This is a genomic window from Lichenihabitans sp. PAMC28606, from assembly GCF_020616535.1.
Taxonomy (GTDB): domain Bacteria; phylum Pseudomonadota; class Alphaproteobacteria; order Rhizobiales; family Beijerinckiaceae; genus Lichenihabitans; species Lichenihabitans psoromatis.
Genome location: NZ_CP085136.1, coordinates 1,559,463 through 1,584,778, shown reverse-complemented (window position 1 = coordinate 1,584,778; position 25,316 = coordinate 1,559,463). Strand labels below are relative to the sequence as shown.

The following is a 25,316-nucleotide window of genomic DNA, read 5'->3' as shown; positions in this document are numbered from 1 at the left end:
CCGCCACGAGGGTGTTGTTCATGCAACGCTCGTCCCTGTAAACGACCGAGCAGGCCGTCTCAAACGAAGCAGGTTGGTCTCAGTAGCGATAGGTATCCGGCTTGAACGGGCCGGTCTGCGACAGGCCGAGATAGGTGGCCTGCTGATCCGACAATTTGGTCAGCTTCACGCCGATCTTGGCGAGGTGGAGCGAGGCGACCTTCTCGTCGAGAGTCTTCGGCAGCACGTAAACCTTCTTCTCGTAGTCGCCTTGCTTGGTCCAAAGCTCGATTTGCGCGAGCGTCTGGTTGGTGAAGGAGGCCGACATCACGAAGGAGGGATGACCCGTGGCGTTGCCGAGGTTCACAAGACGCCCTTCGCTGAGCAGAATGATCCGCTTGCCGTCGGCGAATTCGACCTCGTCGACCTGCGGCTTGACGTTGTGCCACTTGAAATTCTTGAGCGACGCGACCTGAATTTCCGAGTCGAAATGGCCGATGTTGCAGACGATCGCCCGGTCCTTCATGGCGCGCATGTGATCGATCGTGATGACGTCGACGTTGCCGGTCGCGGTGCAGAAGATATCGGCGCGGGGTGCCGCATCTTCCATCGTGGTGACTTCATAGCCTTCCATGGCGGCCTGAAGGGCGCAGATCGGGTCGACCTCCGAGACCATGACGCGGCAGCCGGCGTTGCGGAGCGAGGCGGCCGAGCCTTTGCCCACGTCGCCGAAGCCCGCCACCATGGCGACCTTGCCGGACATCATGACGTCGGTGCCACGGCGAATGCCGTCCACGAGGCTTTCGCGGCAGCCATAGAGATTGTCGAATTTGGACTTGGTGACGCTGTCGTTGACGTTGATGGCCGGGAAGAGAAGCTTGCCTTCCTTCTCCATGATGTAGAGGCGGTGGACGCCCGTCGTGGTTTCCTCGGTCACACCCTTGATGGCTTTGCCGACCCGGCCATACCAACCATGGTTGGAAGCGATCCGCGCTTTGATGGCCGCGAAGAGGACTTCTTCTTCTTCGTTGGTGGCGCCCTCGAGGAAGGCAACGTCGCCGGCTTCGGCACGGATGCCGAGATGGATCAGCAGCGTCGCGTCGCCGCCGTCGTCGAGGATCATGTTCGGGGTGCCGCCATCGGCCCACTCGAAAATCTTATGCGTGTAGTCCCAGTAATCCTTGAGGTTCTCGCCCTTGATGGCGAAAACCGGGGTGCCCGTGGCCGCGATGGCGGCGGCGGCATGGTCCTGCGTCGAATAGATATTGCACGAGGCCCAACGCACGTCTGCGCCGAGGTGCTTCAAGGTTTCGATCAGCACAGCAGTCTGGATCGTCATATGCAGCGATCCGGCGATGCGGGCGCCTTTCAGCGGCTGCGACGCGCCAAACTCGGCCCGCGTCGACATGAGACCGGGCATTTCCGTCTCGGCGATCGCGATTTCCTTACGGCCCCAGTCGGCGAGACCGATATCGGCAATGGCATAATCGTGAGCGGATGTGGTTTGGGCTGAGCTCATGTGGTCGTATCCCCGAGAGTGCGTTCGCCATCCTCCTATCAGCCGCACGACCCCGAGGCAATAAACATATGTCGAAGTCTTTATATGGATGAAAATCGTTGATGCCGGAATGGTATGACGATTGCTTCCGCTCTGCCGGCAGCGCGGATGATCGCGCTGTTCTCGAATCCGATTGTAACTCGGCTCAAAATCACGCTTCGATATGGCGCGTATTTGAGCATCCTGACATGGTGTTGATCGAGGCAGCGACCGGAAGCGGGTTGCAGCAGGCTTTGGCTCGTAACTGAAGGTGACGAATGAACCAGTTGAAGATGATCGGTTTTGGGGTTGCGGCTTTGTTGCTCGGATCGAGCGCAGCCTCGGCCAAAACCTTGGTTTATTGCTCCGAAGGTTCGCCTGAAAATTTCACCCCTGCGCTGAACACGACCGGCACGAGCTTCGACGCCGCCCGCCCGGTGTTCGACCAACTGGTTGAATTCGACCGTGGCGCCACCACCCTGAAGCCTGGCCTCGCGGAAAGCTGGATCGTCAGCCCCGATGGCATGACGATTACGTTCAAGCTGCGGAAGGGTGTGAAATTCGGCGCGATCCGCGATTTCAAGCCGACCCGCGATTTCAATGCCGACGACGTGTTGTTCTCGTTCGGTCGCCAATATGACGAGAAGAACCCCTACTTTAAGGTGTCGGGCGGCAAGTACGACTATTACTCCGACATGGATATGCCGAAGCTCGTCAAGTCGATCGAGAAGAAGGACGATTATACGATCGTCATGACGCTCAGCGAGCCGAATGTCGCGATTTTGGCGAATCTCGCCATGGACTTCGCGACGATCCAGTCGGCCGAATATGCCGACAGCTTGATGAAAAAGGGCAAGACCGAGCAATTCGATCAGGTTCCGGTCGGCACCGGGCCGTTCACCTTCTCGTCCTACCAGAAGGATGCCGTGATCCGCTTCAAGGCCAACAAGGATTATTGGGGCGGAAAGCCGCCGATCGATGACCTCGTTTTCGCGATCACGCCTGACCCAACCGCACGCCTCTCGAAGCTGAAGACCGGCGAATGTCAGGTCTCGACTTTCCCGCGTCCGGCCGATCTGCCCGAAATGCAAAAGGATCCCGATCTCACGGTCATGTCGCAGCCGGGCCTCAACATCGGCTATCTGGCCTTTAACGCGCAGAAGCCGCCCTTCGACAAGAAGGAAGTCCGTCAGGCTCTCAGCATGGCGATCGACAAGCCGTCGATCATTAAGGACGTTTATCTCGGGGCCGGCCAGGCCGCCAAGAACCTCATTCCGCCGACCATGTGGGCCTATAACGACAAGGTCGTCGATTATCCGTTCGACCCCGAGAAGGCCAAGGCACTGCTGAAGACCGCCGGTGTCACCACGCCGCTCGACATCGACCTCTGGTATATGCCCGTGCAGCGGCCCTATAACCCGGACGCCAAGCGCATCGCCGAGATGATGCAGTCGGATCTCGCCAAGATCGGCGTCAATGCGAAGCTCGTGACCTACGAGTGGGGCGAATATCGCAAGCGGTTGCAGAATGGCGAAGCGACGGCGGCGTTGTTCGGTTGGACGGGCGACAATGGCGATCCGGACAATTTCTTCTTCTTCCTCGGTTGCCCGGGCGGCAAGCCGGCGGCCAGCAACGTCGGCAAATGGTGCAACACGGAGTTCGATGCGCGCTTGGACAAGGCCAAGCAGATCACCGATCAGGCCGAGCGCACGAAGCTCTATGGCGAGATGCAGGTTATCGAGCATGACGACGAGCCCGTGCTCAACATTGCCCACTCGGTCGTGTATCAACCGATGCGCAAGAACGTCGTCGATTACAAAATGAGCCCGTTGGGTCGTAATCAGTTCGATGGCGTCGACCTGAAGTAATCGAGGTGATCGTCATTCTTTTCATCATCAATCAGCCGGACCATCGTGGTCCGGCTGGCCAGGCAGCGGATCCGCGATCGTGATCCGCTTCTTCCTCAAGCGCCTCGCGCTGACCATTCCGACCTTCATCGCGCTGACGTTTCTGACCTTTATGGCGATCCGGCTGGTGCCGGGGGATCCTGTCGAAGTGCGGGTTGGCGAGCATGGCATCTCGCCCGAGCGGCTCGAGATGTTCCGACACCAACTCGGGCTGGACCAGCCCGTCTGGAAGCAATTTCTCGATTATGGATGGCATCTGCTGCACGGCGACTTCGGCACGTCGCTGTCGACCAGCAATCCCGTCTTGACGGAATTTCTTACGCTCTTCCCTGCCACCGTCGAACTCTCGGCCGTGGCCATGATGCTGGCGATCGCGATCGGGATCCCGATGGGCGTCGTGGCCGCCGTCAAACGCGGCACGTGGTACGATCAGGTGCTGATGGGTCTTTCGGTCACCGGCTATTCCATGCCGATTTTCTGGTGGGGTCTGTTGCTCATCATGCTGGTGGCCGAGCAGTGGCACCTCACCCCCGTGTCTGGTCGCATCGATCTCATTCGATTCGACTACGACACCCCGACCGGCTTCATGCTGATCGACAGCCTGCTGTCGGACGAGCCGGGCGCGTTCGTCGATGCGGTGCGCCACCTCATTCTCCCGTCCATCGTGCTCGGCACGATTCCGCTGGCCGTGATCGCCCGAATGACGCGATCGTCGATGCTGGAGGTGCTGAGCGAGGATTATGTTCGCACCGCGCGCGCCAAAGGCCTTTCGCCGTTCCGCGTCATCGGCGTCCACGCCCTTCGCAACGCGCTCATCCCGGTCACAACCGTGATCGGCCTGATGACCGGCAGCTTGCTGGCCGGGGCGGTGCTCACCGAGTCGATCTTCTCCTGGCCGGGCGTCGGCCATTACCTCATCGAGGCCATCTCGCGCCGCGATTATCCGGCCTTGCAGGGCGGCATCATGCTGGTGTCGGCGGTCGTCATTCTGGTCAATCTGTTGGTCGATACGACTTATGGCCTCATCAACCCGAGGATCCGGCATGGCCGCTGATCTTGCGACCCTTTCGGCCGCCCCGAGCAGCCTGACGACGGCGCCGAAACCCGCCTCCTCGATCTACAGCTTCTGGCTGTCGTTCCGCGAAAACAAGGGGGCGGTGCTCGGCCTCGTAATCGTCACGCTGGTCGTGCTGATGGCGATCTTCGCGCCGCTGATCGCACCCTATTCGCCCGTCGAGCAATTCCGCGATGCCGTGAAGGCACCCCCCGTCTGGGTCGGCGGCGGCACGTGGCGCTTCGTGTTCGGCACGGATGGCGTCGGCCGGGACATGTTGTCCCGCATCATCTATGGCGCCCGCGTCTCGCTGTTCATCGGCGTCTCGGTCATGTGCGTGTCCTTCGTGGTCGGCATCGTGCTCGGCCTGCTGGCGGCTTATTACGGATCCTTCGTCGACGTCGTCATCACCCGCGTCATGGATCTCATCATGTCGGTGCCGGATCTGGTACTGGCGATTCTCGCCGTGGCGGTGCTGGGGCCGAGCCTCGTCAACACGATCGTGGCGGTCACGATCGTCTACGTTCCGCGCTACGTGCGCCTCGTGCGCGCCTCCGCCCTGACGGAACTCGACAAGGATTATGTTACGGCCGCCAAGGTCGCGGGCGTCGGACCGTTCCGCCTGATGGTCTCCACCGTGCTGCCGAACTGTCTTGCGCCGCTCATCGTGCAGGCGGCGCTCGGTTTGTCCGATGCTATTCTCGAAGCCGCGGCGCTGGGGTTTCTGGGTCTCGGCGCGCAACCGCCAACCCCCGAATGGGGCTCCATGCTGGCTGATTCGCGCGAGTTCATTCGCTCGCAACCCTGGATCGTGACGCTGCCCGGGCTCGCGATTCTCATCACGGTCGTGTCGATCAACCTGCTGGGCGATGGCCTGCGGGACGCGTTCGACCCCAAGATGCGGAGAGGCTGATGCGCCTTCTCGATATTCGTAATCTGACGGTGCGGTTCGCAACCCGCAACGGGGCCTTCACGGCCGTGGATGGCGTTGATCTGACGGTCGATGGCGACGAGGTCCTGGCGATCGTCGGTGAGTCCGGCTCGGGCAAATCCGTCGCCATGCTGGCCATCATGGGCCTGCTCCCCTGGACCGCGACCATCACGGCGGACAGGATGGACTTCTGCGGCCAGGATCTCCGCAAGCTGAGCCCCAAGGCGCGTCGATCGGTGATCGGCCGCGACATGGCGATGATTTTTCAAGAGCCGATGTCGTCGCTGAACCCGTGCTTCACGGTGGGGTTCCAGATCGGCGAGTCGCTCAAGGCGCATCTCGGGCTCTCGCGATCGGCCCGCAAGGCGCGCTGCATCGATCTGCTCGAGAAGGTCGGTATTCCCGATCCGGCGCGTCGGCTCGGGATGTTCCCGCATCAATTGTCGGGCGGCATGAGCCAGCGCGTCATGATCGCCATGGCGATCTCCTGCAATCCGAAACTGCTGATTGCGGATGAACCGACGACGGCGCTCGATGTCACGATCCAGGCGCAGATCCTCGATCTGTTGCTCGATCTCCGCAAGGAGACCGGGATGGGCATCGTGCTGATCACGCATGACATGGGCGTGGTGGCCGAAACCGCGAGCCGCGTCGTGGTGCAATATGCCGGGCGTCAGGTCGAGACCAACACAACCGCCGAACTCTTCGCCGGCCGACACCATCCCTATACCGATGCGCTGATGGCGGCATTGCCCGAGCGGGCAACCCAGCGGCGCCTGCCGGCCATTCCCGGCGTGGTGCCGGGGCAGTTCGATCGGCCGGCCGGATGCACCTTCTCGCCCCGCTGCGCTTTCGTGTTCGACGACTGCCACACGATCGTGCCGCGTAAAGCCAGTCCCGCCCTCGGCCAGGCCCTGTGCCACACACCGCTGATCGGCGGCGTGCCGTCGGCCCGAACGCTTGAACCTGCGCGGGAACCCGCATGAGCCTCGCGATTGAACGTCCCGTGCTCGACACGACGGCCCGTGTGCTCGAAGCCAAGGATCTGCATCGGCACTATGAGGGTCGGCGCGGGCTCTTCGGCAAGCCCGTGACCGTGAAGGCGCTGGCGGGGGCGAGCTTCACGCTCGATCGCGGCGAGACGCTGGCGGTTGTTGGTGAGTCAGGCTCCGGTAAGTCGACACTGGGCCGCCTGCTGACCCTGATCGAGCCGCCGACCTCGGGCGTGCTCGACATCGAGGGCGCCGATGTGGCTCAGGCCGATGCGGCGACGCGCAAGCGGCTACGGCGCGAGGTCCAGATGGTGTTTCAGAACCCCTATGGATCGCTGAACCCGCGCCAGAAGATCGGCAAGGCGCTCGAAGAGCCTTTGCTGGTCAACACCGATACGCCGGCCAAGGCGCGCGAAGCGGCAGCGCGCGACATGATGGTGAAGGTCGGACTCCGGGCGGAATATTATGACCGCTACCCGCATATGTTCTCGGGTGGGCAACGCCAACGCATTGCGATCGCGCGCGCCTTGATGCTGCGACCCAAGATCCTGGTGTTGGACGAACCGGTGTCGGCCCTCGACGTTTCGATCCGGGCGCAGGTCCTTAACCTCCTGGCCGATCTGCAGGATGAGTTTCGGCTCGCCTATGTGTTCATCTCGCACGACCTGTCCGTGGTGCGTCATATCGCCAACCGGATCATGGTGATCTATCTCGGCCACACGGTTGAGATCGGGTCCAGCCAGACCTTGTTCGCCAATCCGCAGCACCCTTATACGAAGGCGCTTCTGTCGGCGACGCCGGTGGCGGATCCCGGTGCCAAACGCGACAGGATCGTGCTGAAGGGTGAGTTGCCCTCGCCCTATAATCCGCCGAAAGGCTGTGTCTTCCACACCCGCTGCCCCATTGCGTTCGACAAATGCCGGGTCGACGAACCCCCGCTTGTTGCCAAACAGGGTCGGGATGTCGCCTGCTGGGCAGTCGAGGCGTAGGCGCGTCCGTCCGTTGTCGCCGACCGTCACTGAGCTTCGTCCCTCGTTGATCTATTCCGGTTTTGTTCCGCTTGCGCCTCCTCTATGGTTTACTGGCGAATCGCGGCCGTAGCAGGGTTGATCAGGAGCCGATGGCGTTTAGAAACGAGGCGATCGACGGGCTGCCCGACGATGGGCGCCAGTCGGAGATGGCGCGGGTGATCTGCAAGGGTTTGCGCCGCATGTTGCGGAGCCGCAACCTTGCCAGCGTGACCGAACTTGTGTTGCCCGATGGGCGTCGCGCCGACGTCATGGCGCTCGGCGCCAACGGGACGCTGGCCATCATCGAAGTCAAATCCTCCGTGGCTGACTTTCGCGCCGATACGAAATGGCCGATCTATCGGGCGCATTGCGACCGGCTCTACTTTGCGGTCTCGCCGGACATGCCGATCGGCCTCATGCCGCCGGACGCTGGCCTGATCGTCGCCGACGCCTATGGGGCCGAGATCCTGCGCGAGGCGCCGGAACATCGTCTTGCGGGGGCGACCCGCCGCGCCCTGCTGATCCGCTTCGCGCAGGCGGCCGCGGATCGCCTGCATCTCGCCTACGACCCCGAGAGCCGGCTGTCCTAAGCGGGTCCGGCTCCCGCCAGAAACGTCTCGGCAACCCGGCTCGCCCGCACGGCGTTCACTCCTCGCGTCATCAGCAGCATGGCTGCTTCAGCGACCATCAAGGTTAACGGTGCGTTAACGATCTCAAACTAATGAAGGGCTTGGGCATGACCTCCAAAACCCCGAATCAGGACGAGGACAAGCCGCTCGACAACGGTCGTCCGAGCATCGCCGACCAGCAATCGAACACCAGCGACGATCCGTCCACGGATCCCGAAGACGCCACGCTTGACGATTGGATCGAGGCCAATAACAGCCGCCCGACCTTGCCGGACGAAACGGCGGACGGGCTGGACGACATGGACGAGGAAATTCGCCACCAGGCGGAAGACCTCCCGACCGATACTCCTGGGAGATTATGATGGCTGGACAAGACGATAACGAACGAATTGCCAAGAAAGCGCATGAATTGTGGGAGGCTGAGGGCCACCCGCACGGTCGCGATCAACTTCATTGGGACGAAGCCAAGGAGATCATCGCGATCCAGGACAGCGAGCAGGATACGTTGCTGCCGCGCGACACCGGCGCGGAAGAGCCCGTCGAAGAAAAGTCGATCGCGATCGACAACGAAGGCGAAGCGCCGAACCTGACCGACACCGGCGATCACGATCTGACGTCGATCGATCGCGAGCCGGCCATCACGGCTCCGACGAAGGCCGCCACCGATCTCGCAGCAGCCCCGAAGAAAGCCATGCCAAAGACGGTCGCGACAGCCGGCAGCACCAAATCCGAAAAGGTACCGGCGCGTCGCTCGTCCAAAAAAACTCGAGGCCCGAAGGCCTGAGGTCAGCCTCATCGCCACCGGCTGCCCATCGGCAGCCGGCCGGAGCTCACCCTGCTCGGGCGTCGCATGCCGAAGCGGTGCCGAAACCGACCACCGCCAGCCTGAACGGCGTCGGACGGTGGAGAAACAGCCGATCGTGGCGGCGCCGGAGCGCCGCCAAACTCCGCCGCGCTCGACAATCCGCCGAGCCCGCAGGCCATCGGCGGTTCACGCCGACGCTTTCTGACACGCCTGCCTCGCCCGTGTGCTCGGGTGGTAGCTGGAACTCCCCACAGCCCATCGCCGACCTCGACGCAATCCCTACTGCGCTTGGCGCCAAGAATGGCTATATAGGGCGTAGTCGCGCTTCAGTTTGGCACGGTCGGCAACGGCCGCAGAAAGTTACTGGTTTAAATGGCTCAATCGCCCCTTCCGTCGGATGCCTCGAACGGCACTCAACCGGACGCTTACGGTGCGGATTCCATCAAGGTTCTTCGTGGTCTCGATGCGGTTCGCAAACGCCCCGGCATGTATATCGGGGATACGGATGATGGGTCCGGCCTGCATCACATGGTGTATGAGGTCGTCGACAATGCGATCGACGAGGCCCTGGGCGGCCATGCGACGCTGGTGACCGTGACGCTGAACGTCGATGGCTCGGTGACCGTGACCGACAACGGCCGGGGCATTCCAACCGGGATCCACACCGAGGAAGGCGTATCGGCCGCCGAGGTCATCATGACCCAGCTGCATGCCGGCGGAAAGTTCGACCAGAACAGTTACAAGGTGTCGGGCGGCCTGCATGGCGTCGGCGTTTCGGTCGTCAATGCGCTATCGACATGGCTGAAGCTCCGCATCTGGCGCGACGACAAGGAACATCTGATCGAATTCGCCCATGGCGATGCGGTGTCGCCTCTGATCGTCATCGGTCCTGCGCCCAAGGACGGCGATCGCCTTAAGCGCGGCACCGAAGTCACGTTCATGCCATCGGGCGAGACCTTCACGATGGTGGAGTTCGATTATGCGACGATCGAGCATCGGCTGCGTGAACTCGCCTTTTTGAACTCGGGCGTTCATATCATCCTGACCGATGCGCGGCATGCCGAGCCGAAGATGGAGGACCTCTATTACGAGGGCGGTCTCGAAGCTTTCGTGCGCTATCTGGATCGCACCAAGTCGCCGCTGATCGGCACACCTCTGTTGATGCGCGGCGAGCGCGACGGCATGACGGTCGAGGTCGCGCTATGGTGGAACGACAGCTATCACGAGAATGTGCTGGTCTTCACCAACAACATCCCGCAACGGGATGGCGGTACCCATTTGGCCGGGTTCCGGGCGGCGCTGACGCGGCAGATGACCGGGTATGCGGATCGCTCGGGCCTCAGCAAGCGCGAGAAGGTGGACGTCACCGGCGACGATTGCCGTGAGGGCCTGACCTGCGTGCTGTCGGTCAAGGTGCCTGACCCGAAATTCTCGTCGCAGACCAAAGACAAGCTCGTCTCGTCCGAAGTGCGTCCTGTGGTCGAGGGGATCGTCAACGAAACGCTGGGCACGTGGCTCGAGGAACATCCGGCCGATGCCAAAATCGTGGCCGGCAAGGTGGTGGAGGCCGCCGCAGCGCGTGAGGCGGCCCGCAAGGCGCGTGAGTTGACCCGCCGCAAGGGCGCGCTCGACGTCGCTAACCTGCCGGGCAAGCTCGCCGATTGTCAGGAACGCGATCCGGCGCGGTCGGAACTGTTCCTCGTCGAGGGCGATTCGGCAGGCGGGTCGGCCAAGCAGGGGCGCAACCGCGAATATCAGGCCATCCTGCCGCTGAAGGGCAAGATCCTCAACGTGGAGCGGGCGCGTTTCGACAAAATGCTGTCGAGCCAGGAGATCGGCACGCTGATCACGGCGCTCGGCACGGGCATCGGACGGGACGACTTTAACCCCGATAAGCTGCGCTACCACAAGATCATCATCATGACGGACGCCGACGTCGACGGCTCCCACATCCGGACCTTGCTGCTCACTTTCTTCTTTCGCCAGATGAAGGAATTGATCGAGCGCGGCTACGTCTATATCGCCCAACCGCCGCTCTATAAGGTCAAGCGCGGCTCGTCCGAGCAGTATCTGAAGGACGAGCGGGCGCGGGAGGATTATCTCATTGGCCACGGGCTCGACGGCACGGTGCTGCGGCTCGCGAGCGGCGAGGAGCGGGCCGGGGGCGACCTTCGCGCCGCTGTCGAGCAGGGCCGCATCGTTCGCGCCATTCTGGCTCAATTGCACTCGCGCTACGATCGCGTCGCGGTGGAACAAACCGCCATCGCGGGTGGCCTGAAGCCGGCTCACGCACTGGGCGAAGCCGAGGCGCAGGCCTTGGCCGAGCGCATTGCCGAGCGGCTGAACGCTCTGTCCGAAGAGACCGAACGGAGCTGGCAAGGCGAGATCAAGGATGACGGCTTCGTGTTCACGCGCGAGGTTCGTGGTGTGCGTGAGGCGTCGATCCTCGATGCGGGTCTTCTGTCCTCCGCCGAAGCCCGTCGGCTCGACGAGCAGAGCGCGGCGCTGCACGAGATCTACGACGTTCCGGCAACGCTCGCGCGCAAGAGCGAGTCGACCCAGATCGCCGGCCCGAGCGCGCTCGTCGATGCTGTGATGGCGGCCGGCAGCAAGGGTATCAGCCAGATGCAGCGCTATAAGGGCCTCGGCGAGATGAACCCCGAGCAATTGTGGGAAACGACGCTCGACCGCAACGTCCGATCGCTGTTGCAGGTCAAGATCAAGGAAGGCGACGAGGCCGACGACATGTTCGTCAAATTGATGGGAGATGTCGTCGAACCCCGCCGTGAGTTCATCCAGGCCAACGCGCATAACGTCGCCAATCTCGACGTCTGAGGGCGCGAGCGACTGGATCGTGGCGCTCGGCTTCTCTCGATGACGAAACGGCCGAATGACAATCCGATCGTTTCTGTCGCTCGTGTTGCGATGAGCGAGGGCCAACGACGCGGTTTTGGTCGATCTGATGCAACGCTTCGGTGCTGGTCGATTGTTGGTCTGACGATCCCGGTCGGGGCGTCGGCGCGAGATCGGACAAGCCGAAGGGTCGCGCCAAAACCGACCCCCCACGAGACCCGTCGTCATGCCGCCCACCCTCGATCCCGCCGCGCACGATAAGCTGACCGGCCGTATTCGGGCGCTTCTGTCGAAGACCGTCCAGAATGGCTGCACGGAAGACGAGGCGCTGGCGGCGGCCGCTAAGGCGGCGGAGCTGCTTGATCGGCATGATCTGTCGCTCAGCGATGTCGATCTGCGCGAGATCGCCTGCGTTCGCATGATTTACGAGACGCATCGCAAGAAGCGCATCCCCATCGCCGATTGCATCGGCGCGGTGGCGCATTTCTGCGATTGTAAGGTCTGGCGCGAGAAGAACCCGGACGGCGACAACCGCTTCGTCTTCTTCGGGTTGCCGGCCGATGCCGAGGTCGCGCTTTACCTGACGGGCGTGATCGACGCTGCGGTTCGCACCGAACTCGGGCGCTACAAGACGAGCCGGGCCTATCTCAAGGTGCGGCATCAAGATCGGCACCTCGCCAATGCGTCGTTCACGCTCGGCATGGTGACCTCCATCGCGAACAAGCTCGATGCCATGAAGACCGATCGTGATCAGGCCAATGCCAAGTCCGGTCGCGACCTCGTGGTCGTGAAGACGTCGATCATCGAGCAGGATCTGTCGAAGCTCGGGCTGACGTTTCGCACGACGCGCAGCGCTGGCCGAACCATCGCGCCGGATGCCTTCGAGGCGGGCGGCAATGCCGGACAGACCTTCACGATCACGCCGGGGCTGAAGACGACCCCGACATCCTGAACCGCAGCACCGAAAGCGTCAGACGAGAACCTGCCGGAGGCGCCTGTCCATCTCGTCGACCTCGATCGACCCGGCGAGGTAAGCATCGAAGGTGGTCTGAACGTCGGGCGAGATCGCTTGCCCTCGGATCGACGCGGAGAGCTTTGCTTCGCGCACGATCGCGCCCCGATCCGGTGCACCGATCGCCTGCAGGAAGCTGACGTCCGGTCCGTCCAGCACGGCCGCCGTCAGAACACCCGACCGGTAGGCGCCTGTATCGATCGAGACGCGATTGATCGTCACGACCGCGAGATCGCCCATGATCGTATGCCCATGAACGACGCGGCGGGGCAGGGGATGGGGGTGGTTCAGGAAGTCCTCACGAATCCAGATCAGGTCTTCCTCGATCTGGTCCTCAATCGAGACGCCGGGCCGAATGCCGGCATGCACGAAGAGGTTCGTGCCATCGTCATGGGTCAGCGGGAGTGTCTCGAGAAAAGCCACGTGCCGGCGAAGTTTGGCGTCGTTGCGGTTCAGCGTGTCGCGATTCAGCCCATAACTGCGGATCGTGAACCAGAACAAGTCCCAGGCCCAGTCCGGCACGCCGACGCCGGTCGTCACGGCCTTGATGAAAAGGTCGTCGTGATTGCCGCGCAGACACACGAAGCGATCCACCGGACGTTTTGGCCCGGCGATCAGGCGCTCGATCACGCCGTAGGAATCCGGACCGCGATCGACATAGTCACCCGTGAAGACGATCTTGGCGGCGGCTCCGATGCGGCTTGCATGCGCCTCGATCGATGCGAGAAGCTGGTCAAGGAGATCGGCGCGGCCGTGAATGTCGCCGATCGCATAGGTCATGGTCTTCATGCCGGGAGGTTTAAGCGGGGATGGATGACGTGGCAATGTCAGTCATGTTTTCCGGACGCGCCGCCCCACGCGGCGACGACGTCGCTGGTCCGAACAAGATCGACCTGTTCGGCGAGACGCGGCAGCAGCGTATCGACAACGGCGCGGTGGCTGTCGGGTGAGGAACTCGCCACCGCATCGACCGGGATGACGACGCGATAACCGCGATCAATGGCGTCGAACACGCTCGCCAGCACGCAGACGTCCGTTTCGACACCCGAGAACACGATCGTGTCGACCGCCTCGGCCTGCAAACGAGCCACGAAGGCGGGTGTGTCGAAGATCGAATAGCCGGTTTTGTCGAAGATGGTGCCCGGATGAGCGAGGCCGGCCAGCGGCTCGACGAGATCCAGCAGAATGGGGTCGAGACGATCACCCGTCACCTCAGCCCAGCGCCGATAATAGTGGCGCCACCGGCCTGTCGCGGCATCGGCATGCGGCGGGACGTTAAAGCGGGCCCATAAGGTTTGGTTCGGCGCGGCACGCGCTAACGCCGCGACGTTGGGGATGATGCCTTCGAGCGCTGGCGTGTGCCAGGCCGTCACCTCCGCGAACAGGCGCTGCATGTCGATACAGACGTGCACGCTCGATCCATAGAAGCCAAGAACGTTAGACATGATGTCTGGACCAAAACGAGGCAGCTCGCCGTTTTTGAAGCATTGAACGCCTGTTATCGCGGCAAAACCGCTTTATGCTGCACCTGCGAAGAACACATGTGTCGCGTCTTTAGGATTTATAATAGACCTAAGCTTGACAGAGAAGTGCAAGCAGGATTTGTTGGTGTACGAACAAGTTTCGACGCCGTTCGGTGGGAGCGAATGAACATGTCACGTCTGGATCGTCGGCAATTCACTCTGATGGCATCGGCCGGTTTGGCGAGCGCCGCGACGGGATTGATGTCTCGGGCGGCGCAGGCGGCCGACTCTGTCAAAACGATTACGGTGCTGAATTGGCAGGGTTACGGGACCGACGAAGCTTTCGGTCTCAAGGCCTTCGCGGCCGCGACCGGCATCGAGGTCAAACACGATTATTACAACGCCGAACCCGAGATGCTGACCAAGCTCCGCACCAACCCCGGCGCTTATGACGTCGTGCTTGTCAATTCGGCCCGCGACGCCCAGGCCCAGGCCGACGGCCTCATCGATGCGGTCGATCTATCCAAGGTCCCCAACGCGGCCGGTCTGGCGGATGCCTTCAAGACAAACCCCAACATTACGATCGACGGCAAGACCTATGGCGTGCCGTGGGTCTGGGGCATGAATGCCCTGGCGGTCCGCAAAGACAAGGCGGCGGGGATCGACAGCTACAAGGTCTTCCAGGATCCGGCTTTTGCCGGGCGCGGCGCTTTGTTCGACGATGCCGTCACCGAGATCGCCGTCGCGGCGTTGATGACCGGGCAGAACATCAACAACCCGTCCGACATGAAATTGATCGGCGAGACACTGAAATCCTTCAAGAAGAATATTAAGCTCATCTGGTCGAGCGAGGACGAGTGGAACAAGGCCTTCGCGGGCGGCGCGTTTGATGTCTCGATCTTTTGGTCGGGTGCGATTACGCGGGCCGTGCATCTCCACAATCAGCCGGTCGAATTCGTCATTCCGAAAGAGGGTGCGGTCGGTTGGCTCGATAACCTCTGCGTTCCGGCCACCAGCACCAAGAAGGAAGCCGGGCTGGCCTTCATCAATTACATGATCGACCCGAAATTCTACGTCCAATGGGCGACATCCGGCGCGCCCGCCTCGGCCAATAGTGCCGCCATGGACATGTTGCCGGCGGACGACCTCAACAAGCAGATCCACAAGCCCGAATATCTGCCGAAGCTGCAGTTCATGGGGGCCTTGCCCGAGGATCGCCGCCAGGCGTTCAACGATCTGTGGGAAGAGGTGAAGGCCGGCTACGCGCACTGACGATCTCGCCAGGAGAAAGCCGGTTCGGGATGACTAGCGCAGGCGCCGCCTCGCCGCCGCGATCGCAACGGGCGAGACAAGGTCTGTCCACGGCCGGCCTGTTGCTGCCGGCCTATGGCTGGCTTCTGTTCGCTGTGTTTCTGCCGCTCGGGGCGATGTTCATCTTCAGCTTCCTGAAGACGACGCCGTTCGGCAGTTCCAAACCGCTCGTGTTCACGATCCAGAACTATCTGGCTTTTGTGAACCGGCCCTATCTCGTCGATGTGGCGTGGACGTCGCTGCAACTGGGCTTTTGGACCACCGGACTCTGCGCGCTGATTGGTCTGCCAGCCGCACTTGCCTTGTCGCGCGCCACCAAGGGGCGGTTCCGGCAGGTCGTCTTTCTACTGACCATCCTGCCGTTCTGGACCAACGGGCTGGTCCGCATCTTCTCCTGGACCATGCTGCTGCGCGAAGGTGGCATCATCGATGCGCTGCTGCATCTTGTCGTGCCGGGAGCGGGTTCGATCTCGCTGCTCTACAGTTTCCCGGCCATCGTGATCGGGCTGGTTCACGCCTATCTGCCTTACATGATCCTAACCTGCTATCTCGCGGTCGATAGTATCGATGATGGCCTGATCGATGCGGCCCGCAGCCTCGGGGCGCGTGCCCCCACGGTCTTTGCGACCGTGATCCTGCCGCTGGCGCTGCCGGGGCTCATTTCGGGCTCGATCCTGATCTTCGTGCCGGTCATCGGCAGCTTCATGGAGCCGCGCATCCTCGGCGGCCGCATCGGCGTCACCATGGGAACCGTGATCGAGGATCAATTCACGCAGGCCTATAATTGGCCGCTGGGCTCGGCCCTGTCGTTCTCGATGCTGGCCGTCGTGCTGGTGATCTTCGCGATCTTCTCGCGTGCCCTGCGCGGCCGGATGCTCGACGCATGACGACGCTCGGGCGCGGCTTTCTGCTGCTGGTGCTGGTGTTTCTTTATGCGCCGATCGTCGTGATGATCGCCATGGCGTTCAACACCTCGGAACTTTACACACTCCCGATCGTGCCGACGCTGCATTGGTTCGAGGCGCTTGCGGTCAACGACAAGTTGCTGAACGCAAGCCGCAACAGTGTGCTGATCGCGCTGGTGACCGCCGTGCTGGCGACGGCCATCGGAGGGCTCGCCTCGCTCGCTCTCTCGCGCCGCAGCTTCCGGGGCCGCAGCCTGCTGCAATTGTTGCTCTTGCCGCCGATCGCCATTCCCTGGCTGATCACCGGAACCGCCATGCTGGTGTTCTTCTTCTGGACCGGCATCGGGCGCGGCTTGCACGCCATGATCATCGGCCATGTGGCGCTGGCGATTCCCTATGTGGTGCTCGTGGTCGGCACGGGTCTGAAGACCCTCAGGGCCGACCTCGAGGAAGCGGCCATGAGCCTCGGGTCGACGCCGATCCATGCCTTTTTCGCTATTACGCTGCCGCTGCTGGCGCCCAGCCTGATCGCGGCGGCGTTGTTCGCCTTCGCGGTCTCGCTCGATCAGTTCGTGGTGTCGTATTTTCTCGCGACGCCGGGTGTCTCGACATTGCCGGTCGAGATCTATTCGTCGATCCGCAAAGGCTTTACACCGGAGATCAACGCCATTTCGACGATCCTGTTGGTGGCCTCGGCCACCTTGTTCCTTGTCTTCGCGGTTCTGACCAAAATGGGAGGCGAGGGTGAGCGGCGTTGAAGTGTCGGCGATCGGCAAGGGGTATAGCGGGCTGCGCGTGCTCGACGATGTCAACGCCCATTTCGAGCAGGGTCGGTTCACCAGCCTGCTCGGCCCATCCGGGTCCGGCAAGACCACGCTCCTCCGCATCATCGGCGGCTTCGTCGCGCCTGACAGCGGTCGCGTGCGGATCGGTGGGGTCGACGTGACCGGAGAAGCGCTGTGGCGTCGCAACATCGGCATGGTGTTTCAATCCTATGCCTTGTTTCCCCATATGACCGTGGCCGAAAATGTCGCCTACGGGCTCAATCGCAAGGGCATTCGGGGTGCGGCTGCGGCGCGCGAGGTGGCGCGCGTTCTCGATCTCGTGCATCTCACGGGTTTCGACGCGCGTCGGCCGAAGCAATTGTCGGGCGGCCAGCAGCAGCGCGTGGCCCTCGCCCGCGCCATCGTGACGAAGCCGCGCGTGCTGCTGCTCGACGAACCCCTGTCGGCGCTCGACCGCCGTCTCCGCCAGGAGATGCAGATCGAGCTTCGCCGCATCCAACGGGAAAGCGGGCTGACCACGATCTTCGTGACCCATGACCAGGAGGAGGCGCTCACCCTGTCGGATCGGGTGGCGATTCTCGACAAAGGACGGATCGTGCAGGAAGGCGTGCCGGTCGATATCTATGAGCGGCCGACGACGCTCTTCGCCGCAACGTTTCTCGGCGACGCCAACCTGTTCAAGGGTGTGGTCAAAGACGGCGCGGTCGATGCGGCGGGCACGAGGCTCCGCACCGCCACAGCTCTCCCGGCGGCCGGACAGACGGTGACGCTGGCGGTCCGCCCCGAGAAGATCACGCTGAGTTCAGAAGACACGCCTGCTGACGCCACCGACAATCACGTGATGGCGGTGCTGCGCGAGGTCATCTATGCCGGTGCGACCTCGACCTTTCTGCTCCAAGGCGAGGATGGCACCGAACTGAAGGTGTTCAGCCAGAACCGCGACGTGACCCTGCCGCTGCCTGGGACGCGGCTTCGTCTGTCCTGGTCGCCGGCCCATACGGTGCTGCTGACCGACTGACCGTATTACGGTCCCGCCCTCTCAGATCGAGGTCCGATCATGCTTCGTCACGCCACGCTCGCGCCGTCCCGCGCCTGGTACACTTGGTCGAGCCGCCCGGCCGAAATGGTGTTTCTGCCGCTCGGCGTTCGCGTCACCCCGGTGGGCTTTGCGGGCAGCGTCGGCCGGGCCAGTCTGTTTCCGCCAGGTGAGAATGTGCTGTTCGGCCGGCACGATCTTCAGGGAAGCCACGTCGGCCTCGAACTCCGCCACGCCGGAACGGTCCTCGATTGGAGCTATCGGAAGCACCAGCCCTTCGCGGTGGCGGGCGCATGGCACGGCCGGACGCTCGGCGAGTGGGGGCTGCGATTCTGGATCAATCTCTGCCTGTCGGCCGAGGACGGCAGCCGCGTGCATTATCGCGAGACGCAGGGGGCTGCGGTCGTCAAGGTCGGGCATCGGTTCGTGGCGTTGGTGACGCGCGACGCACCCGTGCAGGTGACTGGGCATGACAGCGTCGAGGCGGTGGCGGCGGATTACGAGGCGAACGGCTATTTCCATCTCGCCTCGCGCGCCACGGACGCCACGGTCATCGCGCTCCGTTTCAACCTCGAGATGATGCGTGACGGCGCTTTCGCGGCCGCTGTGGCGGACCGGGAGGACCTTGCGATCGAACAGGCGCGCGCCGCGCTTGCGTCAGCTCAATCGATGCCGACGGCGGCGCAGACCGGGCGCTTCGCCGGGGCGCTCGATGCGATGCGTGACGTGATGGCCTGGAACACCGTCTGGGATACGATCAACACCCGGCCTTACACATCGATCAGCCGCAACTGGAACCAGGCCAAGTTCGGCGGCTTCGGCGTGTGGCTCAACGATCAGCATTATGCGGCCCTCATGACCGCGATGCTCGACCCCGAGGTCGGTCGCGAGAACCTCGATGCCACCTTGGCGAGTGCGACCCCGCAAGGTAATTTTGCCTGCCTGCTGACCGCCAACGATGCCTGGGTCGACCGCACGCAATTGCCGGTCGCCTCGTTCCTGGTTTGGCTGATGTATCGGCGCAGCGGGTCGAAGCCGCTGCTTCGATTGATGGTCGATAGCCTGTCGCGCAATCACGCCTGGTGGTGGGCCAATCGCGATCCGGGGAGCAGGGGGCTCTGTTCCTTTGGAACGTCGGATGTCGGCGAGGGGCTCTACAAGGGAACGTCGTTCGGCTCGCGCAACGAATCCAGCATGGATAATTCGCCGATCCACGACGAGGCCCCCTACGACCCCGAAACCCGTACCCTGGCCAGCATGGATGTCGGCCTCAACAGTCTGTTGGCGCTCGATGCCGAAATCCTGGCGCTCATCGCCGCCGAACTCGGCGACAGCGAGGGGGCCACCGGCCATGCGGCCCGCGCCGAGGCGACACGAGAAAAGATCCGCAGCGAACTCTGGGACGCGTCGCGCCGGATCTTCGCCAATCGGCTGTGGACCGGCGCCTTCGTCAAAAGCGTCGGGCCGACGAGTTTCTATCCGCTGGTTTCGGGTGCGCCGACGCTTGAGCAAACCGAGGCCCTGCTGAATCACCTTGCCAATCCTGCGACCTTCGGGGGCGATATCGTGATCCCCAGCGTGTCGCGCGACGACCCCGCTTTCGGCGACAACACCTATTGGCGTGGGCGTGTCTGGCCCCCGCTCAACTACTGGGTCTGGCAGGGGCTGCGCCGCAACGGCCGATATGACGAGGCGTCCCGCCTCGCGCAGAAGAGTTTCGCGCTATTCGAGACGGCCTGGGCACGGCGGCTGTGCCCGGAGAACTACAATGCTGTGACGGGCGAACCGCTCGATCAGCCCGATACGGAAGGCTTCTATGGCTGGGGCGCGCTGATCCCGCTCATGGCGGTCGGCGAGATCATGGACGTCTCGCCCTGGCGCGGCTGGGAGATCACCAATACGGGTGAGCCGATGACGCTCGGCCCGCTCGAAAGCCCGGTCGGCGCGATCTCGCTTGCGGTTGCGGATGCCACGTTGTCGCTGCGGCTCGGCGAGACGTTGGTGCTCGAAACCAATCTGCGGGGTCGCCTCACCCATCTGCGGATCGAGCCCGGGCGCGTGTCGTTCGTGCTGCCCGACACGATCGAGACGGACGCGTTCCTGCGGCTTCCGCAGGTTCGCACCGATACTCTTATCCTGGCGCGGGTCGGTGCCGATGCCATGGTGGCGTCCGGCGAGACCGTCCGGTTCGACACGATCGCGCCTGCTGCGGCGGGCCAGCGGATCGATATCGTCTGGCACGGCTGACACAGCCCGGCTTGCAAGGAACGCGGCGCTGGTCGAAGGTGCGCCTCCGATCGAGGCCGGAGCGCGATGAACGATGCATGATGACGCCGGCTTTGGCGAAGAGGTCCGGTCCGGTCTGCTCGATCTCCTGGTCTGGCGCCGTGACGTCCGCCTGTTCAAACGCGATCCCTTGCCGGACGGCTTGTTCGAGCGGCTGGTCGGCCTCGCCTGTCTGGCGCCTTCGGTCGGCTTGAGTCAGCCCTGGCGCTTCGTCCTGGTCGAAAGCCCGCTGCGGCGACAGGCCGTGCGGACGAGTTTCGAGACCTGCAATGCCGAGGCGCTGACGTGTCAGTCGGGCGAGCGCAGCGGCCTCTATGCGCGGTTGAAACTGGCGGGGTTCGACGACGCGCCTTGCCAATTCGCGGTTTTCGCCGACCCTACGACCGAGCAGGGCCACGGCCTCGGCCGCATGACCATGCCGGCCACGATCGATTATTCGGCCGTGATGGCGGTCCACACCTTATGGCTTGCGGCACGGGCCGAAGGTGTCGGGCTAGGATGGGTGTCGATCCTCGATCCCGCCACCGTGGTCCAGGCGCTCGATGTTCCGCAGGGCTGGACCTTCATCGGCTACTTCTGCATGGGCTATCCCCAGGAGCGAACCGACACGCCTCTGCTGGAGCGCGAGGGGTGGGAGCGGCGGCGTGCCGCCGCCTCGGTGATCCTCAGCCGATAGCAGGATCGTGTCCGAGACGCGGAACGCTTTCGCCCGCGTGGAATTCGCTTTAAAGCCTGCCACGACCTCTTAGGAAGGATGATCCGATGACCGATATCAACCCCGACGATTACCGCACCCTTACGGTCGGGATCCGTTATCACGACGAGGTCGTGGGGACCGGCGAGGAAGCCGTCAGCGGCAAGCCCGTCAAGGTTCACTATACCGGCTGGCTCGACGACAAAGGCCAGCGCGGCAAGAAATTCGACTCGTCCCGCGATCGCGGCGACCCCTTCGGCTTTAAGCTCGGCGCCCAGCAGGTCATCTCCGGGTGGGACCTCGGCGTCGCCGGCATGAAGATCGGCGGCAAGCGCACCCTGATCTTGGCCCCCGAGCGCGGCTATGGCGCACGCGGCGCTGGCGGCGTCATTCCGCCCAACGCCACGCTGATCTTCGACGTGGAACTCCTCAGCGTCGGCTGAGCCTCAGCGTCGGCTGACCCTCAGCGTCGGCTAAGCAAAAGCGCTAGGCCGCCGCCCACCGCGCGAGGGCGGCGGTTTTCGATCGAACGAGCTTCAATGCGACGAGGCGGCCCAACACCGCCTCGCTCGGTTTCTGCACTGCCGAACAGATATCGTCGAGGCTGACTGCGGTGGCGAAGCTCGATTGCAGCTTGAGATCGTCGCGCGGGCTCCAGCCCCCATCGGTCGGAACTGCACTGCGCTCGGCCGGCGTCTTCCGCACCACGGCCCGCTTTTTTGTCGTCACGCTGCCCGCAGCAGCGGCGGCACGCTCCTGATCGGACAGGAGCGGCACCTGCTGATCCGCGGTCCTGTCCTCGGGCAAGGTTTCGACCGCGGTATTGGCAGTGAATTCGGTAATGAAGCGCGACCGGCGCGAGGGCGTGCCGCCGCGTTCCGCCACATAGGTCAACCCGAGCAGCCGTTTGGCCCGCGTCACGGCCACATAGGCGATGCGCCGCTCTTCCTCGATCTCCGAGCCGAGCGAGGGCATCATGCCCTCTTCCAGCGCGACGACGAACACCGCCTCCCATTCGAGCCCCTTGGCCGAATGGACGGTCGAGAGGATCACGGCCCGCTCGGACGGGGCTTTGAGGGCGCGCGATTGATCTGCGACCTTCTGGATGAAATCCTCGAGCGAAGAGCATGACGCCGCAAGCCGCCCGATGGCGTCGCTGACGCCGGTCCATTCCCGCCGCTCGCGCTCCGCCGCTTTCTTCGGAATCGCATCCGAGACAATGTCGTGAACCTCGCGGCAGGCGAGCCGGAAGTCGCGCCGCGCCCGCGCCGAGACGCCGTCGAGCTTGCGTCGGGTCAGTTCGCTGCGCTTGCCCGTCCCCATCTTGTCCAGCGCCCGCCGGTCGTCCGCATCGAGCAGGTAGAATAGCGCGCCGAGGAACAGCTTGGCGGTCGCGCCCTGCCAGAGGTCGCCCGCCCCACGCACCTCGAACGGGATCTTCAAGGCTTCGAGCGAGGTCTGGAAGCCGAGCCCGACGCTGCCGACGCGATACAGAACCGCGATCTGCTGCGGAGCCATGCCGCCCGCGATCAGCATGGCGATCGCCTTGGTGACCTGCTCGACCTCGACATCAGGCGTCGAGTAGCCCCGCACCACGATGTCGCCGGGCTCCGTCAGGGCCGGGCTATAATCTTTGTCGAGCCGATTCTTGTTATGGCCGATCAGCCGTTTGGCCGCATGGACGATCGGCGGCATCGAGCGGTAGTTGCGGTCGAGCACATGGACCTTGGCGCCCCGGTGCCGGCCCTTGAAGCCGAGTATATAGCGGACGTCGGCGGCCCGGAAGGTGAACAACGTCTGGTCGTCGTCGCCGACCGCCCAGAGATGCACGCCGCCGCGCACGAAATGTCCGATCAGTCGGTCCTGGCCCGGATTGATGTCCTGATATTCGTCGACCAGCAGGTGATCGACCGTTCCGGCGATCGAGCGGCCATAGGCTGGATGCGCGTCGACGGCCTTCAGCAGCAGCGGCACCATATCGGCGAAGTCGATCGCGCCCGCTTCCCGCAACGCCTCTTCGTAGATCCTGAAGAACGGCACCGCCGCCTTACCGATCGTGTCGTCCGGTTTGAGCGACGCCTCGAAAGCGGCCGCATCGAGCAATTGCTCTTTCGCGGCGCCGATCACGTCGAGAATGTCCTGATCCTCGTTCCAGAACATGCGGCGCATAGCGAAGACGGCCCGTTGCTGCGCCATGCTCCACACGTCGAACCGCTCCGGCAGATCAGCGTAATGCGGGTTGCGCTGCAGGCAGCGCAGCGCCAGCGCATGGAACGTGAAAACTCGGAGGTCCTGCGCGGTGTCGGGACCGATCGCCTGGGTGATCCGCATCCGCATCTCGTCCGTCGCCTTCTTGGTGAAGGTGACGGCGAGAATGCGCCGGGGGTCGACACCCGTGTCGACGAGGTGCTTGAACCGCCCGACCAGCGCGCTGGTCTTGCCCGACCCTGGTCCGGCGAGAATGAGTTGCACCGCGTGATCGGCGGTGGCGGCGGCGTGTTGCGACGAATCCAAAACCGGCATGCGCTCTGGATGGCACAGCGCGCCGCCGCTGTGAATCGCTTGTCGGCGTTAAAGCAGCGTTGTCAACGGTTGGGTTGGGTGGGGGTGAGCTTCACTGGACCAGGGTGGAGCTAAGGCAAACGACGAACATGGACGTCTTGCGTGGATTAACCGGCCTGCCGATGGCACGGGCTGCTATCGACGCATGCCAAACGTTGATGTGTCAGGCCGATGGAGTTTGGACCCTAAGCGGCGGATGACCCCATGTGCGACAGCGCGCGTTCGACGGCCTCCGGTTCAACGCGGATCGTTTCGAGATAGGCGAGCGCGGCAGGATCAGGACGTCGACGCCCCTGTTCCCAATCCTTCAACCGGGCGGCCGAGAAGTGATATCTCCGGGCGAACACGGATTGGCTCATCCCGCGCGCCTTGCGGATGCTTTGCACGCGGCGGGCCAAGCGCACGACATCAAGCTCCTCCTCGGTCATTGGAGGGTTGTCGATGTCATCATCGGCATTCCGCTCGACCTCCTCTGCCGTCATGGCGTCGAGCCGAACCAGCGTCTCCCTGCTGAAGGTCGGCCTATTCGCGTGATCGAGCTTAACCTTGACCAAAACTACGCTCCTCGCCGGCATTGGCGCGACGGGCTGATATCAACCGGCAAACGTCGCTCCGCATGACGAACACCACCGTGACCAACCGCCCGGCGATCGTGCCGATGGCCTTCTCGCGGCTCTCGCCGTCTTGCACTCGCACCGTGGTCACGACGACGTGGTCAGGATCAGCGAACACACCGATGGCAACGTTGAACGGGATGCCGTGTTTGGTGAGGTTACCCTCAGCCTTGATATCATCCCACCCGAACTCGGACCGCGTATCCATATCGGTCTATACGGCATCGCCGTATGATCTGCATATGGCGTGACGATCAAGGAATGCGCCGTCTTCATCTATAGGCGTCGATCAGACCACCCCTTCCGACACGATCCGCTGCACACCGGCCCCGGCCATGGCAACCCAGGCTTTGGCGAGGCTCCCGTTGCTGTCGATGGCGCGGCAGGCATCCTCGATCACCAGGCTGTCGAAGCCCGCCGCGCGGGCGTCGATGGCGGTCCAGCCGACGCAATAATCGGTCGCGAGGCCGCAGACGAAGACGCGGGTGAAGCCCCGGCTTTTCAAATAGCCGGCGAGGCCGGTCGCGGTGTTGCGATCGGCTTCCATGAAGGCCGAATAGCTGTCGACCTCGGGATGAATTCCCTTGCGGATCACCAACTCGGCCTTGGACGCCTCCAGCACGTCCGACAGGGCCGCGCCGCGCGTGCCCTGCACGCAATGGTCAGGCCAGAGAACCTGATCGCCATAGGCGAGCTCGATCATCTCAAACGGTGTCTTGCCCGCGTGGCTCGACGCGAAGGAGATATGGCCGGGCGTGTGCCAATCCTGCGTCAGCACCACATGCGCGAAACGCTGGATCAGTGCGTTGATGGGCGCGATCACCGCGTCGCCGTCGGGCACCGCAAGCGCGCCGCCCGGCAAAAAGTCCGTCTGCACGTCCACGACGATCAGCACGTCATGGTCCGTCGGGGCGATGGGGATCATGGCCGGTGTCTTTCTGCGTTGGGATA

Annotated in this window: 24 protein-coding genes; 17 read left to right on the top strand and 7 right to left on the bottom strand. The window is 63.3% G+C overall.

All coding sequences use genetic code 11. The features are described from left to right. Window positions 1-79 precede the first annotated feature (79 nt). Window positions 80-1,498 carry an adenosylhomocysteinase gene (ahcY, locus tag LGH83_RS07525; RefSeq protein WP_227401253.1) on the bottom strand — a complete coding sequence of 473 codons (1,419 nt, stop codon included), beginning with the start codon at window positions 1,496-1,498 and terminating at the stop codon, window positions 80-82. 296 nt (window positions 1,499-1,794) lie between these two features. Between ahcY and LGH83_RS07520 the strand changes: the two genes are divergently transcribed. The 10 genes from LGH83_RS07520 (at window position 1,795) to LGH83_RS07475 (ending at window position 12,649) form a co-directional block, all read left to right on the top strand. Continuing rightward, window positions 1,795-3,384: an ABC transporter substrate-binding protein gene (locus tag LGH83_RS07520; protein WP_227401252.1), complete on the top strand. Its 1,590-nt coding sequence runs from the start codon at window positions 1,795-1,797 to the stop codon at window positions 3,382-3,384. 79 nt (window positions 3,385-3,463) lie between these two features. Beyond that, the gene (locus tag LGH83_RS07515; protein WP_131118891.1) at window positions 3,464-4,477 is read left to right on the top strand and encodes an ABC transporter permease subunit; all 1,014 of its coding nucleotides are present in this window, start codon (window positions 3,464-3,466) and stop codon (window positions 4,475-4,477) included. Beyond that, window positions 4,467-5,390 (top strand): ABC transporter permease subunit, encoded by a 924-nt coding sequence (locus LGH83_RS07510; RefSeq protein ID WP_131118889.1) that lies wholly within the window; start codon window positions 4,467-4,469, stop codon window positions 5,388-5,390. Before LGH83_RS07515 ends, LGH83_RS07510 begins: the two co-directional genes overlap by 11 nt. Further along, window positions 5,390-6,394: an ABC transporter ATP-binding protein gene (locus LGH83_RS07505; protein ID WP_227401251.1), complete on the top strand. Its 1,005-nt coding sequence runs from the start codon at window positions 5,390-5,392 to the stop codon at window positions 6,392-6,394. The genes LGH83_RS07510 and LGH83_RS07505 overlap by 1 nt, the downstream gene beginning before the upstream one ends. Beyond that, window positions 6,391-7,389 (top strand): dipeptide ABC transporter ATP-binding protein, encoded by a 999-nt coding sequence (locus tag LGH83_RS07500; protein WP_131118885.1) that lies wholly within the window; start codon window positions 6,391-6,393, stop codon window positions 7,387-7,389. The genes LGH83_RS07505 and LGH83_RS07500 overlap by 4 nt, the downstream gene beginning before the upstream one ends. Window positions 7,390-7,520: 131 nt before the next feature. Further along, window positions 7,521-8,000, top strand: coding sequence for an MmcB family DNA repair protein (locus tag LGH83_RS07495; protein WP_131195195.1), 480 nt, complete (start codon window positions 7,521-7,523; stop codon window positions 7,998-8,000). 146 nt (window positions 8,001-8,146) lie between these two features. Beyond that, complete coding sequence (locus LGH83_RS07490; protein WP_227401250.1) at window positions 8,147-8,401, top strand: hypothetical protein; 255 nt, start codon at window positions 8,147-8,149, stop codon at window positions 8,399-8,401. Then, window positions 8,401-8,823, top strand: coding sequence for a DUF2934 domain-containing protein (locus tag LGH83_RS07485; RefSeq protein WP_227401249.1), 423 nt, complete (start codon window positions 8,401-8,403; stop codon window positions 8,821-8,823). The genes LGH83_RS07490 and LGH83_RS07485 overlap by 1 nt, the downstream gene beginning before the upstream one ends. A gap of 393 nt (window positions 8,824-9,216) precedes the next feature. Further along, window positions 9,217-11,679 (top strand): DNA topoisomerase (ATP-hydrolyzing) subunit B, encoded by a 2,463-nt coding sequence (gene gyrB, locus LGH83_RS07480; protein ID WP_227401248.1) that lies wholly within the window; start codon window positions 9,217-9,219, stop codon window positions 11,677-11,679. A gap of 244 nt (window positions 11,680-11,923) precedes the next feature. Next, window positions 11,924-12,649 (top strand): DUF2786 domain-containing protein, encoded by a 726-nt coding sequence (locus LGH83_RS07475; protein ID WP_227401247.1) that lies wholly within the window; start codon window positions 11,924-11,926, stop codon window positions 12,647-12,649. 18 nt (window positions 12,650-12,667) lie between these two features. Here the strand turns inward: LGH83_RS07475 and LGH83_RS07470 are convergent, their stop codons facing one another. Both LGH83_RS07470 and LGH83_RS07465 read right to left on the bottom strand, forming a co-directional pair. Further along, entirely contained in the window at window positions 12,668-13,489 is an 822-nt protein-coding gene (locus LGH83_RS07470) for a metallophosphoesterase family protein (protein WP_227401246.1), read from the bottom strand. A 47-nt stretch (window positions 13,490-13,536) separates the two neighbouring features. Beyond that, window positions 13,537-14,154, bottom strand: coding sequence for a cysteine hydrolase (locus LGH83_RS07465; RefSeq protein WP_227401245.1), 618 nt, complete (start codon window positions 14,152-14,154; stop codon window positions 13,537-13,539). Between the two features lie 207 nt (window positions 14,155-14,361). Here LGH83_RS07465 and LGH83_RS07460 point away from each other — a divergent pair, with 207 nt between their 5' ends. The 7 genes from LGH83_RS07460 (at window position 14,362) to LGH83_RS07430 (ending at window position 21,632) form a co-directional block, all read left to right on the top strand. Next, window positions 14,362-15,444: an ABC transporter substrate-binding protein gene (locus LGH83_RS07460; protein WP_227401244.1), complete on the top strand. Its 1,083-nt coding sequence runs from the start codon at window positions 14,362-14,364 to the stop codon at window positions 15,442-15,444. Window positions 15,445-15,473: 29 nt separating this feature from the next. After that, a complete protein-coding gene (locus tag LGH83_RS07455) occupies window positions 15,474-16,370 on the top strand; it encodes an ABC transporter permease (RefSeq protein WP_227401243.1) in 897 nt (298 codons plus the stop codon). Continuing rightward, complete coding sequence (locus LGH83_RS07450; RefSeq protein WP_227401242.1) at window positions 16,367-17,146, top strand: ABC transporter permease; 780 nt, start codon at window positions 16,367-16,369, stop codon at window positions 17,144-17,146. Before LGH83_RS07455 ends, LGH83_RS07450 begins: the two co-directional genes overlap by 4 nt. Next, window positions 17,133-18,191, top strand: a complete 1,059-nt coding sequence (locus LGH83_RS07445) for an ABC transporter ATP-binding protein (RefSeq protein WP_227401241.1) — start codon at window positions 17,133-17,135, stop codon at window positions 18,189-18,191. The genes LGH83_RS07450 and LGH83_RS07445 overlap by 14 nt, the downstream gene beginning before the upstream one ends. Before the next feature lie 39 nt (window positions 18,192-18,230). Then, the gene (locus LGH83_RS07440; protein ID WP_227401240.1) at window positions 18,231-20,456 is read left to right on the top strand and encodes an MGH1-like glycoside hydrolase domain-containing protein; all 2,226 of its coding nucleotides are present in this window, start codon (window positions 18,231-18,233) and stop codon (window positions 20,454-20,456) included. 73 nt (window positions 20,457-20,529) lie between these two features. Then, window positions 20,530-21,171 carry a 5,6-dimethylbenzimidazole synthase gene (gene bluB / locus LGH83_RS07435; RefSeq protein WP_227401239.1) on the top strand — a complete coding sequence of 214 codons (642 nt, stop codon included), beginning with the start codon at window positions 20,530-20,532 and terminating at the stop codon, window positions 21,169-21,171. Window positions 21,172-21,257: 86 nt separating this feature from the next. Further along, entirely contained in the window at window positions 21,258-21,632 is a 375-nt protein-coding gene (locus LGH83_RS07430) for an FKBP-type peptidyl-prolyl cis-trans isomerase (protein WP_227401238.1), read from the top strand. A 43-nt stretch (window positions 21,633-21,675) separates the two neighbouring features. On the opposite strand, the gene LGH83_RS07425 is transcribed toward LGH83_RS07430, so the two are convergent. The 4 genes from LGH83_RS07425 to pncA form a co-directional block, all read right to left on the bottom strand. Continuing rightward, window positions 21,676-23,712, bottom strand: a complete 2,037-nt coding sequence (locus LGH83_RS07425) for an ATP-dependent helicase (RefSeq protein WP_227401237.1) — start codon at window positions 23,710-23,712, stop codon at window positions 21,676-21,678. A gap of 224 nt (window positions 23,713-23,936) precedes the next feature. Further along, window positions 23,937-24,305 carry a helix-turn-helix domain-containing protein gene (locus LGH83_RS07420; RefSeq protein WP_227401236.1) on the bottom strand — a complete coding sequence of 123 codons (369 nt, stop codon included), beginning with the start codon at window positions 24,303-24,305 and terminating at the stop codon, window positions 23,937-23,939. Further along, window positions 24,292-24,573 carry a BrnT family toxin gene (locus LGH83_RS07415; protein WP_227401235.1) on the bottom strand — a complete coding sequence of 94 codons (282 nt, stop codon included), beginning with the start codon at window positions 24,571-24,573 and terminating at the stop codon, window positions 24,292-24,294. Before LGH83_RS07415 ends, LGH83_RS07420 begins: the two co-directional genes overlap by 14 nt. A gap of 81 nt (window positions 24,574-24,654) precedes the next feature. After that, window positions 24,655-25,290, bottom strand: coding sequence for a bifunctional nicotinamidase/pyrazinamidase (gene pncA, locus LGH83_RS07410; RefSeq protein ID WP_227401234.1), 636 nt, complete (start codon window positions 25,288-25,290; stop codon window positions 24,655-24,657). Window positions 25,291-25,316 lie beyond the last annotated feature (26 nt).